The following is a 14,738-nucleotide window of genomic DNA, read 5'->3' on the forward strand; positions in this document are numbered from 1 at the left end:
CCATGGAGCACTGGACCGGCGTGAAGGTCCACGGCTGGCTGCTCGGGCGGCTCCAGGCCGAGCTGAGCTACAGCACCGTGGTGCGCTATCTCCATGACCTGGACTTTCACCTGCGCGTGCCGCGTCCCTGGCCGCTACCCCTGCTGGATGAACCCGAGCGTGAGGCGCAGCGCCAGAGCTTCCGCACGCAGATCGCCACGCTCGCCGCAGACCCACAGGTCGAGCTTTGGTTCGGTGACGAGTGCGGCGTGGATGGCGATCCCCGGCCAAGACGCCGGTGGGTGCAGCCGGGCAGCAAGCCCAAGGTGCCTCATCTCGGCAAGCATATCCGCCGCAGCGGCGTAGGGGCCGTCTGTCCGCAGAGCGGCGAGTTCTTCAGCCTCATGTTTGATGGCGTCGATGGAGCTGTCTTCCAGTGCTGGCTTGACGAACTGGCGCGCAGTGTGCCACCGAAACCGGGGCTGCGCCGGGTGCTGGTGCTCGACAACGCGTCCTGGCACAAGGTCAAAGCGCTCAACTGGTACCACTTCGAAGCACTGTTCCTGCCGCCTTACAGCCCGGACTTCAACCCTATTGAGCGGCTGTGGCTGCGCCTGAAGGCCGACTTCTTCACCGACTGGATCGCACGCAACGGCGCGGAACTCGAAGACCGTCTCTGCCACGCTCTCAACCACTTCATGTCATCGGCCTCAGAGACCGCCTCCATCTGCTCGATCCGGAAATGAGTTTTGCGATTTGCTATACCTCCGGGGAGAGGCTGGGTGAGGGGTCGGCCAAAAGCCTCCTTGACGCACTCCCACACCTTTTGACGTATTTCCCCCATGCTCACGCGCTTGGAAGAAATTCGCCGTGAAATCACGGGCGAACGCCTCACCCTCATCGAGTTCGCCCGCAAGCTCCGCCAAGATGCCACGGATCCCGAAGCCCTCCTGTGAGCTTGTCTACGCGGCCGCCGCATGAACAAACGCAAGTTCCGCCGCCAGCATCCGGTCGAACCTTACGTCCTTGATTTCTACTGCGCGGATTTGAAGCTCGCCATCGAACTGGATGGCGGACAGCACAACACCACCGAAGGAAAGGAGCACGACATAGCAAGAGAGTCCTTCTTACGATCTCAAGGCATCGAGACACTGCGGTTCACGAATGACGAAATGATGCGGCATACCGACAGCGTCATGAATGTGATTTGGAATCGCACCACCTTCACTCCTTAAAGCTCCCTGTCCTCAAAAACCGGTGCACCGCACGGAAAACCGCAGGCTGCAGGATGATCGTGGCATGATTCGTCGGCAGCAGCGTGAAGTCCGCCTCGCCTTCCCCATGCGAACTGGCAATCGTGACGACCCCATCCGATTCCGCACCCAGCAAACGCCGAAAAACCGGCAGCGTGTCCTTGTTTCCCATGATGACACCCGTCTCAGGCGGCAGCGGCCCCAGCTTGTTCGGCGTGCTCGTCGCATCCGTGCCGAGCTCTGCTGACACCGGCCCCAGCAGCCAGCGCACCCAGCCCCACTGCCCCAGTTCATCAATGATCTGACTGCCCTGATTCGGCGGTGCCAGCAGCACCGCACGCCCTAGCGGAAACGCCGGATCACGCTGCGCCGCCCACGCCCGAAACACAATGCCCCCGAGCGAATGCGTCACAAAATGAACTCGCGAACCCTCCTCAATTTCCAGCCGTTCCAGCGCCGGGTTCAGATGCTTCCCCACCGCATCCGCAATCGAAACGCGGTGCGACGGATACCCAATGCTCTTCACCCGATACCCACAAAACTTCAACCATAGCCCAACCAGCCACATGCTGCGCCGCGAACGTCCGAGTCCATGGATGAGAACGACGGTGTGGGCGGAAAGAATCGAGGATTTGTCTTTCATGGCAGATGGTTGAGCATCTCACTCCACCATTTGCCTGAATCACGCCAAATGTCAGCAAAAGAAACGAAGATTGGCCATGCCCCATGAAGGGGCAAGTCAGTCCTCCCAGTTGCGAAGCAACTGGGCTACTAACAAGAGCCGCTTCAATGATTAAACAAGAACGCCGGTGAGTTGATCAAAGCCCACGCCAGATCCTGCGCAGCCGTAAGCCGCTTGTTGCCCAGCTGGGTCTGGCTCAGACCAGCGTCACGACGCAGCTGCACCAGCTTGGGATCAAGCTGGATCGGCTTCTGCGTGTCGGTGTGCTTGGTTTCCAGCGCCACGAGCTGCTCATCCACGGGCAGCGGCCTGCGGGCATTGGCCAGCACTTTTTTCTGCGTCTGGTAGTCCTTGAACTGGTTGAGGAAGTGCTGGGTCAGCAGCGCATTCTGCTCAGGCGTGCGTTTGGGCGCCTTCAGTGCAGCGGCGACGGCGGCGGGTGTGCCAAAGCGGACAGTCGGGCTGGTGGTGACCCACAGGCGGAAACGGCCCGGGTTGTACTTGCCGTTCTGGAAGTTGGAGGTCATCACGATGGTGAACTGCGAACCGCCGTCATTTGCCACAGGCTTGGCGAATTCAAAGGTGGCCTCATGGCGGAATCCACCCTGCGGGCTCACAGCCCAGCCGCGGTCACGATTCCCTTTCTTGAGAGCATCGGTCACGACAAAGTTGGTCTGCTCGAAGTCAGCCTTCGGATTTTTCAGCAGCTGCTCTTCACCACCGCGCTTGCTGCGCTTGGCGTCCATCGGGTCCGTGCGGACGGTGAATTCACCGAGCACAAAGTTGCCATCGGTGGCAAGACCGGGGCCGTTGCTGGGCAGGCGGTCATCTGGGATCATCTCCAGCTTGATCGCAGTGATGTTGGTGAGCGTCGTTTTACCAATGAGCATGTAGTTGGCGGCAGCTTCGCGGCCGGCGGGCAGCGCCGTGGCAAAGAGGCTGCCATCCGGCTGCACTTCGAGTTTCTCCACACCCGCGGCACGCTGCACCTTGATGTTGTCAAACGGCTGCCATTCCGTGGTGAGATCGAGATAATTTTCCCACGCAGGCTGATTCGCAGCAGCGGTCTCCTGAACGGTCTTCACCTTGGCTTCGGCGGCGATGGTGGCGGCTTTGCGTGCTGCTTCCTTTTTGGCGATCTCCGGAGCCATCTTGGCTTTGTAAGCTTCGAGTTCCTTCTTTGCGGCATCAATGGCGGCAAGACGCTCCTGCTCGGCTTTGGCAATGATCGGCTGTTGTTCCGCCTCCTTGACCTTCAGTGCGGCGGCGAGCTGGTTGTTCTCAGGATCGAGTTCCTGCATGGAGGCCAGGGCGGCGTTGATTTCCTTCTCGCTCGCATGGCTGTTGAGGATGCGCAGGAAGATCGCATCGACGAGCTGGCGGTCGTCTTTGATCTCGCTCGTCAGTTTGGCAATGGCGTTGCCCGGATCGCTGATGGCATCACCCACGGTCGGACCGCTCATGAGAGCCATGACCGGACCAAGGTTGACCTCGTTGCTGCGTTCGCACTCGCACACGGATTCGCGGGCGGGTTTGCCGAAGTTGGCCAGGAAGCCATCCTGCAACTTGACCTGTCCATCAGCCAGAGCGGCGGCGCGGGTGCCCTTGGGCATGCCAGGGATGTTCGGCATGCTGCCGGTCACGGCAAAGACGGAGTCAAACAGCACCTCAGCAGGCAGGCGGCGGGCCTTGGCGTGGCTGTAGTTGGTCTTGTCGTCCTCGTTCCACTTGTTGGTGCCAAGGCTAAGATTGTACGTGCGGCTGTTGGCGATGATCTTCATCAGGTGCCGCACGTTGAAGCCGCTCTGCACAAATTCGTTCGTCAGGTATTGCAGCAGTTCAGGATTGCTCGGCGGATTGCCGGCGCGGATGTCATCCAGCGGTTCGATGACGCCTGTTCCGGTAAGATAGCCCCAGATGCGATTCGCATAGCTCATGGCAAAGTAATCGTTCTGCGGGCTGGTCATCCACGTGGCAAACTGCTCACGGCGGGTGCTCGCCGTTTTGCTCACGAGTTCCGTTTCAAACGGCACCTGGGGCGCGACGGGCTTGTTGGTGCGCAGATGCAGCACGTCACCGTCTTTTTTGTCGGCAACGATTTCGAACAACGGCTTCGCGCCTTCGACGGCACTACCGCCGATCGTCTGGCCCTTGGCTGCAGGATCGCCCTTGAGATCAATCTGCGCAAAGTAGGACGCGGTTTCATAATACTGATCCATCGTCCAGCGCTCGAAGGGATGGTCGTGGCACTTGTTGCAGTTGAAGCGTGTGGCGAGGAACAGGTGCGTGGTGTTTTCGCTGATCTCTTCGGCGGTGCGCACCGTCTTGAAGTAAGCGGCAGGCGGATTGTCCTTGTTCGAACCCGTGGCGGTGATGATGCGATACGCGAAGCGGTCATACGGCGTGTTGTCGGCGACCTGCTGCTTGATCCAGGTGCGCAGCCCGCCGGCACCTTCGGCACCAAGGAATTTCGCATTCACCTGCAGCATGTCGGCCCACTTGTTGGCCCAATGCTCCACGAAATCAGGATTGCCAATGAGCTTGTCCACCACCTCGCTGCGCTTGGTGCGGGTGTCACGCTTGTCAGCCAGGAAGGCATTGACCTCTTCGGGCTTCGGGGGCAGGCCGGTGAGATCAAGATGAATGCGGCGGAAGAAGTCCTCGTCATTGCACAGGCCGCTCGGCTCGATCTTCATGCGCTGCCATTTCTGCGCCACGAGTTCGTCGATCTTGTTCCACTTCTCAGGCTCCTTCCAGGCGAAGCCCGTGCGGTCGCCCATCACAGTGATCGTGGTGGCGGCGTAAGAACCTTCAAAGCGCGCGAGGATCGGCGCCTCACCACGGCGCAGACTCGTCATGAGACCTTTCTTGTCGGCTTCGATGACATCACCATTACCGCTGTCGAGGAAGGCCTCAGCCGTGACGTCTTTGACATAGCCATCCGCATAACGCGCAATAACACGCAGCTGCTGGCGGCCACCAATGCGCTCGATGACAGGATTCTTCGGAGATAGCTCGATGCTGGTCACACGCGGCGTCTTCAGGTCCAGCTTGGCACCCTGGCCGATCCAGGCTTTGAGCGACTCATAATAAAGCTCTCCCGGCACGGTGAGCTGTCCCCCTTCATGCGGCACGCTGCCGCTGGCCTTCAAAAGCATCAGCGAATGCTCCGGCGATGCGACGTTCGCACGGCGGCTGGAGAGATCATCGGCAAAGGCGAGCACATCGTAAACGGGATCATAACCACGCAGCGAAAGCTTGAAGCCCGCCTTGCCTTCCTTCGCTCCGTGGCAGGTGCCTTGATTGCAGCCGAGCTTCGACATGATGGGCATCACATCACGCACGTAGTCGGGGTGGAGGGCCACGTTCATGCCGCTCACGTTCACCGGAATGTTCGCTGTCTTGCCCAGGAATGAGACCTTCACGTTGGTGGCACCATCCTTGTCCGGACGCACCATGCCGCGTGTGTTCACATCCACGACTTCGGCGTTTTCAGAAGTGATCTTGGCCATGCGCGTCACATCCGCACGTGTGCCGTCGCTCATGCGGGCGGTGACCAGCAGCTGCGCGTATTCGGTGGGCTTGCCGATTTTGATCGTGGTCGGTTCGACGTCGATGGAGGCAACCGTCGGCCCAGCGTGCAGGGTTTCGATCTTGTGGTCCTTCTCGACCACCACACGCACGCTGTCGTCCACGATCACATCCGAAGCGGCGAGGATCTTTTCCTTCTCCAGCGGCACCGAGACAAACTCCTTGGCGATGGCTCCTGTGGCCGCGTCAATGAGACGAATCTGCCCATCCTGACCCGCAACTGCGACCGATTTGCCATCCGGGCTGAAGGTCACGCTAAAGATGCCGCAGGGAATCGCCGTGCTGCTGAGCTGCTTCACATCTTTGGTGACCCAGGCATCCAGCTCCGGGCCCTTGCCGCTCACCGTTTCGACGATCTTCTTCACCGCCTCAGGCATCGTGCTGTTGTAATCACTGGCGTAAATGTTCACCATGCCCGTGCCTTCAAACGAGGTTCCTGCCGCGATGCGCTTGCCGTCTGGTGCGAAATCGACGCCGAAAATGCGGCCCTGCATCGCGGGGAATTTGCGGATGAGATTCGCATTGTCGCCAATCACACGCTTGGTGATGCGCTCCATGCGGTAGATCGCAGGCACGCCATCGGTCCCGCCAATGAGCACTTCATTGCGCAGCGGATGCCGCGCCAGCACCTGCACACCGCCCTTGAGCGCGCCGGGGGTGATGGAGGTGATGTTATCAACGAAGCGCTGCGTCGCCACCTCCGTGAGCTTCACACTCATGTCACGACCGCAGGAAACGACATGCTTGCCATCCACTCCCCACACGGTGTCCAGCACCCAGTCGCTGTGCCCGCCCATGAAAAGCGTTTCCTTGCCGGTGGCCACCTCGATGGCACGCACTGCATTGTCTCCACAGCCGAACGCAAGGTATTTGCCATCCGGCGACCAGCTCGCGCCATACAGCGTGTCGAAGGTCAGCGACTTGGAAAGCTCCAGCTTTTTCGCCGCCACGTCCCAGATCTGAATTTCCCCCATTCGCGCCGGGCTGCCGCCGGTAAGCGCGATCTTCTTGCCATCCGGTGACCACGCCAGCTTCTGAATGCGTTCCGCAAGACCGACGAGACGTGCGACGATGCCGCTGCCGTCCGCCTTGTGCACCAGCACCTCATGGTAACCCGCCACCGCGATCATGCTGCCATCCGGTGAATACTCGATCGACGTGATGGCCGGAGCCTTCACATACACCGGAGGGTGCGCCATGTCGTATTGCGCCTTGGCAGACGCCGGGGTGTCATCCTTCGCACCTTCCGCGATCCAGCGTTCGATCAGGGCGATCTGCGTTTCATGCAGCGGTTCCGCCTTCTGCGGCATCTCCACCTTGCCCTTTTCATCCGGTTTGATCAGCTTCAGCAAATTGGATTCAGCCGGTTTGCCAGCGACCACCGCATGGCCTTCCTCGCCCCCTTTGAGCAGCGCCACGAACTCCGTCATGATGTAGTCGCCCTTCTTTTTCGCCGGCTGGTGGCAGCCATTGCACTGCGCCTGAAAGATCGGGCGGATGTGCTTGTAGAAGGAGACTGGCTTGTTCGGGTCAATGCCCTCGTCCTTCTTCGGCGGTGCGGCATGCACGGCGGCGGCGAGGAAGAGTACAGGAATGAGGAGACGTGTCTTCATGGGTTGGCGGGCGTTTTTTGACAAAATCAGGGCAGCCCAGCACAACGCCGGTCCAATGTGCCGTCTTGCGCACCTCCCACCCTAGGGCGGGATCGTCCATGCTCATAGCGGAGAATGACGGGCTGTTGCCTCTCCACGAAGTCTCCCCATGGTGGACACCCTGATGCTCCCCGAATCTCTCAGCACCCGACTCAGCCGCAGCGTGTCGGCGGATTTTTTCCGCCCCCTCGCCCGGCCCTCCGCGCCGGTGTACGTGGACTGCGCGGACCGACTGCTCGAGGAAGCCGGTGAAGCAGGACGCCTCTCTCAGCGCGAAACCAACGAGATCATCCGCGAAGTCATCGCCCGGCATCCTCTATCCCTGCTGGCCGAGGACGAAGGTGCCGCACTCCGCGATGCACGGCAGCGCGCCGGCCAGTTTTTCAATCGCCTCATCGCCGCCGGCTGGCTGGAAGATCAGACCCTCGGCCTGCACGAGCGCTGGGCCGTCATCACCCCCGGCCTGCGCCCCCTCCTGCGCATGCTGCGCGACCTCGCCGAAGATCGCGTGGCAGAACTCAAAACCTTCGCCGACACCTTGCGTGGCCTCTGCCAGACTCTGGAGGAGCGCGGCGTGCTCGATCCCGTGCTCAAGCAGCCAGATCAGCTCCGCTCCACCGTCACCGATCTCTCCCAGCGCCTCGAACGCGCCATCGAGCAGCTCCACGCCGTCGAAAAAATCGTCACCAGCTTCGAGCAGCGCCAGCGCCAGAGCGCCACCGCCGCCGATACGCTGAGCCTGCTCTACGAGGAGTTCGGCCAGGGCCAGCACATGGTCTGCTACGATGCCCTGCGCCGTGGCGGCCTGCTCATGCGCATCGAACAAGCCCGCAGCACCATTGCGGAGCGCCATGACGATCCCCTCATGCGCGAACGCCTCTCCGAAGGACTGCGCGAGCACTACGGCTACGACTCCACCGAGTCCTACGACCTCGCCATCTCCCTCCTCACCCGGCTCGACCGCGATCTCGGCGGCCTGAAGCGCCGCGCCGAGGCCATCGACCTGCGCATGGCCGCCTTCAACCGCCTCAGCCAGCAGCGCTACCGCTACCAGACCGAACTGCGCGGCCGCCGTCCGGAGATCATCAAAGCCTACTGCGACGCCATCAACACCGCCCACGCCGGCGGTCGCTTCTCCGAACTCGGCGCCAAGCCCGCCGACTTCGCCCCCCGTTGCGTCGAGACCCGCTTCTTCTTCGGCACCGAATCCCTCTACAAACCCCGCCGCACCAAAGCCCCCGTCGATCTCACCTTCGGCCAAAGCGGTGCCGTCAAACAAAGCGAAGACGACGTCCTCGCCGCCTGGAAAGAGCGCCAGCGCCTCGCCCTCACCCCCCAGCGCGCCGCACGCCTCGTCGCCAAGCTCATCCCCAATAAAAAAGGGACCACCAGCACCGAAGACATCCACCTCGAAACCACCGACGACCTCCTCGATCTCCTCGCCGTCGTGGCCTACGAACACGCCCCCGCCCTCGCCGGCAAACGCATCCGCTGGACCGTGGACGGCCTCCGCCGCCGCAACGGCCTGGAACCGCACATCATTGAGCACGACACCCACGCCGGGCATCGCATTGAGAGGTTTGGCATCACAAGAGAAGGTTGAGGAAGCATCCAAGCCCCTCCATCATCTGCGCCCCCATGTCCGCCTCCACCTCCGATCCCCTCTGGCCGCGCTTCTTCTGGAGTGATGTGCCGGATGCTGACCGCGCCGCGTTGCGCGAGGTGCTGGCGGAGTTGCTCGGCCGCGGCGTGCTGCTTGGCGATGAAGGCAGTGGACGAGAACTCTACATGCTGGCACGCGATCATTACCGCACCCATGTGGAAGATTACCTCGCGCCTCTCGCGCTGGAGCTGATCGTTGATGACGAAAATTCGCTGCTGCAGGCCAGGCCTCGCACGGAGTCCTGCCTGCTCCTCGGTCGTTTTGACAAGGACGAAACTCTGGTGCTCCTCGCACTGTGGCGCCTGTATGACGATGAAATCAGCACCGGCAGCCAGGAGGCCGTCATCGTCACCGTGGATCAACTCTGGGCCGCGCTGAAAGTGTATTTTGACAAAGTCGCCACCCCGGAAAAATCCCAGATCGAGTCCTGCCTTGTGCGCCTGCGCCGGCATCGTCTCGTGCGCACGCTCAAGCCCGAGGGCATGACGCAGGCGGGGGAAATGCAGATCGAAATCCTGCCCAGCCTCTCGCGCGTGATCCCCTTTGATGACATCGCCGCATGGCAGGCACGCGTGGAAACTTTTCAGCCGCCCAAAGACGGCAGCGCCGTTGAGGAGGTGCCCGCATGAGCCAGTCGCGCATCACTCTGAGCCGCATCTTGGCCGTCAACTGGTACGGCTACCGTCAGATCATCGACGTCTCCGGCCTCTCCCTGATCACCGGTGCGAACGGCAGCGGCAAAAGCGCCCTGCTGGATCTCATTCAGTTCGTCATGCTGGGCGAGCAGCAGAGCAAATTCAACAAAGCCGCCGCAGGTGCGGGCAGCGGTCGCAGCCTGCGTGGCTACTGCCTCTGCGACACCAACACCACCGGGCGCGACGGCCACGAGCGCTACCTTCGCCCCAGCAGCGTCACCCTCGCCGCACTCGAATTCACCTGGCCCACGCAACCCGGCGAAGAAGAGCCACGTCGCGAGACCTGGGGCGCACGCATCGAATACGAAAGCCCCACCGCCAAGCCCTCGACCATCTGGTTCTGCGCCGGTCGCCGCCTCGCCTGGCAGGACTTCCTCAACAGCGAAGCCGGACCTCAGGCGATGCAATTCCTGCAGGAGGACGAGTTCCGCACCCGCGTGAAGCGCGAGCTCGACGGCGACGTCTGGGATCGCCAGAAAGCCTACCTCGATGAGATGGCCATGCGCAGCCACCTCGGCTTCGATCCCGAGCAGATGGGCAAGACCCTCCCGCGCGCGATGGCCTTTGAGCCGGAGAGCAACTTCGAAAAATTCGTGCGCGAATTCCTCCTCGAACCCGGCATGCCGGATGTGAAGGCCGTGAAAGCCAGCGTCGATGCCCACCGCCGTGCCCAGGAGCGGCTGGAAAAAATGCACGATCAGCTCGAGCGCCTGAAACGCATTTCCACGCATCATCAGGACTGGATCAATTCAAAACGCGAATCCGCTCTCTACACGCACCTCAGTGATGCCTTGAAGCACGAGGAAGCACTGGAAAACCTCCAACGCAGCCGTGCCGAGCTGGACGAAAAACAAGCGGACTACGAGGACAATCGCAAAACCCACGAGCAGACGCTTGAAGAGCGCGACCGCCTGCGCCGCTCGGTGGAGGCCGCACGTGCAGCCCTCGGCGACAAAGCCGTGCGCATGGAGGAAAACGACCGCCGCCGCCGCGAAGTGTCCAAAGAGATCACGCGCCTCGAAGCTGCCGCCACGAGCCTGCACGACCAGATCCGCTCCCATCTGCGCCACTGGCAGGACTGGACGCTGCACGCCGCCCGTCTCGGCCTGCAGGACACCACCGATGCCTCCGCCGCCATCACTGGCATGCAGAGCAAAGACGAGAGCAAAGCCCTCGCTGCCGCGCGCGATTCCTCTCATGCCTTCATCAAGCTGCGCGACGAAGCCATGGAGCAGCTCCGTCCCGTCGAAGCTCGTCTGGCCGAACACGAGATGCGCAAGTCCGCTCTGCACAAAGACCTCACTCAGCTCCGCGAAGGCCAGGCATCCCCTTCTCCTCTGCTCAATGCCTTGCTTTCCCGCGGTCAGAAGGCCGTCGCACTGGGCCGCGTCGTCGAAGTAAAACCCACGGCCGAAAAATGGTGGCCGCTGCTGGAGAGCGTCCTCGGCATGAACCGCCGCGCCGTCATTCCCGAAGACTTCCGCGCCGCCTGGGATCAGGCCCAGCAGACACCCAGCCCGAACGAACTTCTCATCCATCCCGAGGAAGCCGCCAAAACCACCGCCAAGGTCGAGAAAGGCTCACTGCGCGAGATGCTTGAGACCCAGCACCCGGTCGCGGGCAAAGTGCTCGATCACTTGCTCGGCGGCATCGTCGCTGTGAACAAAGCCGCGCAGCTCGACAAACACGAGCGTGCCCTGTCACTCGACGGCTGGCTCAAAGACCCGCCGCGTCGTGTTCGCCTCACGCCGGAAAAAGAACTCACCCTCGGCGAGGAAGGCCTGCGCCGTCTCCGTGACGTGCGTGAAAACGAACTCCGCGAAACGGATGCCGTCATTGAAGAAGTGCGCCAAGATCGCGATGATCTCCGCGCCTTCGTCAATCGTGGCATGGAGTGGCGTCTGGATCGCTTCAACGTACCAGACGGCGCGGACGAAGTGCCGCTGCTGCCCAAATTCCGCAAAGAACTTGGCGAACTCCAGGCCACCTGGGATCTGTTGGCCACACCCGACAACGTGAAGGCCATGGAAAACCTCCGCGTGGAAAACGCCTCGCTGGAAGGCATCCACGAGCGCATCGGCAGCCTCAAATCCGCTATCACTGCCTTCGAACTCGCCAAGCCCCGTCTCGAAGAATCCATCAGCGAAGACATCTTCCAGGAGGAGCAGACCCACATCGCCCGTCAGGCCTCGCGCACTCTTGTGCGTGGCTCATCAGACGATGAGATCACCACGCGCATCAATGCCGAACGCCAGAAATCCACCTCCTGGCGCAAGTCCATCGAGATGGCCGCCGCACTGGCCATCCAGCTCGACACACACGCATTGGAGGCCCGCCGCCTGCGCGATGTGCAGCGCCAAGAACTCGTCGCGGCCCACGCCGATCTCAGCGATGCCCTCGATGCTGAAGCCGAGGACAACGAAGCCTACGACAAGCGCCGTGAAGATCTCGAAACCCACGAACTGGAGCGCTACAAGACCGCCGCCCTCGAAGCCAAGCGCGAGTGGGAGGACCGCCTGCAGCACCAAGTTCTCGATGTGCTCCGCGAAAAACTCAGCGAAGCCGACCGCACCAAGCGCGAACTCAACCGCGCCATGGATCACGAGATCGGTGGCTGGCGCTACCAACTGACCAGCCGTGCCGACAAGGCTCACACCGCCATCTGGACCCTCGTCGAAAAAGGACTCCCCAGCGGCTCCGAAATGGAACTCTTCAACGCCGCCGGTCGCGAAGACATCGAGCGCGCCAAGAACGAACTCATGGCCGCCATCGACGCCGCCGACAATCCGGAAGACAAGCGCCACCAGCGTGCGCTCGACTACCGCTACTACCATCACTGGGACATCGAGGCCAAGCCCGCCGGTCGTGGCGATGCCGCAGCCATCAGCTTGAACAAGAGCGCCAAGAAACAAAGCGGTGGCGAAAACCAGGCCCCCTTCTTTGTCGCCACCCTCGCCGCCTTCCGCCGCGTGTACGATCTCGGCCGCCGCGACGATCCGCAAAACCTCGGCCTCGTCGTCATGGACGAAGCCTTCAGCAAGCTCAGTGGCGACCGCATTGACGACTGCCTCGCCATGGCCCGCAACTTCGGCCTCCAGCTCATCATGGCCTTCCCCGAAGACCGCCTGCCCACCATGTTTCAGCACGCCGACACCGTCGTTCAATGCCGCGTCGAACGCACCTACGACCCGGACACCGAGCAAATCCAAAACATCGAAAACTGGGTCGTTCGCGTCGAAGGTTCACGTCTTGCTGAACTGATGGAATGAAATGGCTCGCCCAGTTGCACCAAGACTGGATGACCGCCCGAAAGCGGCGCGTGACAGCATCGGCACAACCATTTCGTCGCGACTGGGAACAGCTGCTTGAAGATGCGGGCATCCGTTCAGCGGAAGATCAGCAGACCGCTCTGCGAGAGGCACAACAGCTTGCCAAATTTCAACTGATCCCCCGCAAACGAAACCCACGCTTCATCGACAAGATCGTCGTGCCATTGGAGTCAGAAGCCTGGCTGCACGAACAGTTCGGCACCCAGTCTGGCGCAGCATCTCAGGAGCAGGCGCTCAATGCAGTGCGCGCTTGGTCAGCGAAAACACACCCGCTCATGCCAGAATCATGGAGCGAACTATGCCAGCGCTACGAATCCAAACATCTCGAATCCCAGCAAAGCTTCCTCGAACGCGCCTTGGAAACACTCTTCGGCCGCGAGACACCGCTGGAAGCTGTCGGCATTCAAACGAGCAACAGCACCCTGCACTACTGCGGCCCGCTGGTGCTGCATTTCGCAGACCACTCAAAGCCACTCGACCTCCGCTACGAATCCACGCTGTCCGTCGCAGAGCTCGAACAAACCACGCAGATCACCACCACCGCTCAGCGTCTGCTCACTGTCGAGAACCGCAAAACCACCTTCCTCCAGCTCGCACATGCAGATACGCAACGCAGCACCTTGATCGTCACCACCTCCTTCCCCACGCAGGCGGTAAAACTCCTGCTGCAAAAGCTGCCACCCTCTTTGCCCCACTACCATTTCGGCGACACCGATCCCAGCGGCTGGGACATCATGCGCAAACTGCGTGAACTCGCTCCTCACCCCGTGCTGCCCATTCACATGTCATGGCGACCATCCGCCCAAGCAACGCCCCTGACCCAGCGCGACCTCCAGATCATCGCCCGCCTTCTCGCCGACCCCAGCATGGCGGACTGCCACCCAGTTTTGCAAGCCATGCAAAACTCCGGCACGAAAGGCGACTTCGAGCAGGAATCCCTCGGGCGCCCCTCCTTTCCGGAGTGGCCATTTTATGAGAACACGTGACTGGAACGCCAGTTGACCCGGAGCTTCTGCGGGCGGACGATCTTACATCATGGCCTCCCCAACCGACCGCACGCACACCATCGCTGTTTTTTGCGACTTCGAAAACCTGGCCATCGGCGTGAAGGACGCCCAGTATGACAAGTTCGACATGAACAAGGTGCTCGACCGCCTCCTGCTCAAGGGCAGCATCGTCGTGAAGAAAGCCTACTGCGACTGGGACCACTACAAAAGCTTCAAAGCCGGCATCCATCAGGCGTCATTTGAACTGATCGAAATCCCCCACGTACGCCAGTCCGGCAAAAACTCGGCGGACATCCGCATGGTCGTGGATGCCCTCGACCTCTGCTACACCAAGCCGCACGTGGATACCTTCGCCATCGTCAGCGGCGACTCCGATTTCTCACCTCTCGTGAGCAAGCTGCGCGAAAACAACAAAACCGTCATCGGCGTCGGCGTGAAGCAGTCCACCAGCGGCCTCTTCATCGACAACTGCGACGAGTTCATCTTCTACGACGACCTCGTGCGCGAAGAAGAAAAGACCAAGAAGCGCATCGCACGCGCCAAGCCCGCACCCTCCACCGTCAAGCCATCCGCTACTCAGGAACGCAAACCCGGCGGCGATCCCGAAAAGGCGATCCAGCTCGTCGTAGAGACCGTCGAAGCCATGCTCGGCCGCAGCGGCAGCGACACCGTCTGGGCCGGCCCGGTCAAACAGGCCATCCGCCGCCGCCAGCCGCAGTTCGACGAACGCTTCTACGGCTTCAGCACCTTCAGCGCACTCCTGGAAGCAGCCGCAGATCGCGGCCTGATGAAGCTCGAGAAAAACGAAAACGGCTACCGCATCAAAGTCTCAGCCTCCGAAGAATAGTACGACAGACACTCCTGTCTGTCGATCAGCGTCACTGCGC

The 14,738-nt window shown here is 61.4% G+C and carries 8 protein-coding genes and 1 pseudogene; 7 read left to right on the plus strand and 2 right to left on the minus strand.

Features of this window, described 5'->3' with window-relative positions; genetic code table 11:
- Together ACIREA_RS12155 and ACIREA_RS12160 are read left to right on the plus strand one after the other, a co-directional pair.
- A partial coding sequence (locus ACIREA_RS12155; protein WP_397382541.1) for an IS630 family transposase occupies positions 1–725 on the plus strand: 725 nt, incomplete at its 5' end.
- 228 nt (positions 726–953) lie between these two features.
- Positions 954–1,214, plus strand: a pseudogene (locus ACIREA_RS12160) (endonuclease domain-containing protein); the annotation flags it as partial.
- On the opposite strand, the gene ACIREA_RS12165 reads toward ACIREA_RS12160, so the two are convergent.
- Both ACIREA_RS12165 and ACIREA_RS12170 read right to left on the minus strand, forming a co-directional pair.
- Positions 1,204–1,875, minus strand: a complete 672-nt coding sequence (locus ACIREA_RS12165) for an esterase/lipase family protein (protein ID WP_397382542.1) — start codon at positions 1,873–1,875, stop codon at positions 1,204–1,206. The pseudogene ACIREA_RS12160 and the gene ACIREA_RS12165 overlap by 11 nt on opposite strands.
- Before the next feature lie 143 nt (positions 1,876–2,018).
- Positions 2,019–7,118 carry a DUF1549 domain-containing protein gene (locus ACIREA_RS12170; RefSeq protein ID WP_397382543.1) on the minus strand — a complete coding sequence of 1,700 codons (5,100 nt, stop codon included), beginning with the start codon at positions 7,116–7,118 and terminating at the stop codon, positions 2,019–2,021.
- Positions 7,119–7,266: 148 nt separating this feature from the next.
- Between ACIREA_RS12170 and ACIREA_RS12175 the strand changes: the two genes are divergently transcribed.
- The 5 genes from ACIREA_RS12175 to ACIREA_RS12195 are packed head-to-tail and all read left to right on the plus strand — an operon-like array spanning position 7,267 to position 14,698.
- A complete protein-coding gene (locus ACIREA_RS12175; protein ID WP_397382544.1) occupies positions 7,267–8,760 on the plus strand; it encodes a Wadjet anti-phage system protein JetA family protein in 1,494 nt (497 codons plus the stop codon).
- Positions 8,761–8,795: 35 nt separating this feature from the next.
- Positions 8,796–9,449, plus strand: a complete 654-nt coding sequence (locus tag ACIREA_RS12180; RefSeq protein ID WP_397382545.1) for a DUF4194 domain-containing protein — start codon at positions 8,796–8,798, stop codon at positions 9,447–9,449.
- On the plus strand, positions 9,446–12,784 hold the full coding sequence (locus ACIREA_RS12185) for an SbcC/MukB-like Walker B domain-containing protein (protein WP_397382546.1): 3,339 nt from the start codon (positions 9,446–9,448) through the stop codon (positions 12,782–12,784). Before ACIREA_RS12180 ends, ACIREA_RS12185 begins: the two co-directional genes overlap by 4 nt.
- Positions 12,781–13,830 (plus strand): Wadjet anti-phage system protein JetD domain-containing protein, encoded by a 1,050-nt coding sequence (locus tag ACIREA_RS12190; protein ID WP_397382547.1) that lies wholly within the window; start codon positions 12,781–12,783, stop codon positions 13,828–13,830. Before ACIREA_RS12185 ends, ACIREA_RS12190 begins: the two co-directional genes overlap by 4 nt.
- Before the next feature lie 49 nt (positions 13,831–13,879).
- Positions 13,880–14,698: an NYN domain-containing protein gene (locus ACIREA_RS12195; RefSeq protein ID WP_397382548.1), complete on the plus strand. Its 819-nt coding sequence runs from the start codon at positions 13,880–13,882 to the stop codon at positions 14,696–14,698.
- Positions 14,699–14,738: the final 40 nt, after the last annotated feature.

This window comes from Prosthecobacter sp., assembly GCF_044373815.1.
Taxonomy (GTDB): Bacteria; Verrucomicrobiota; Verrucomicrobiia; order Verrucomicrobiales; family Verrucomicrobiaceae; genus Prosthecobacter.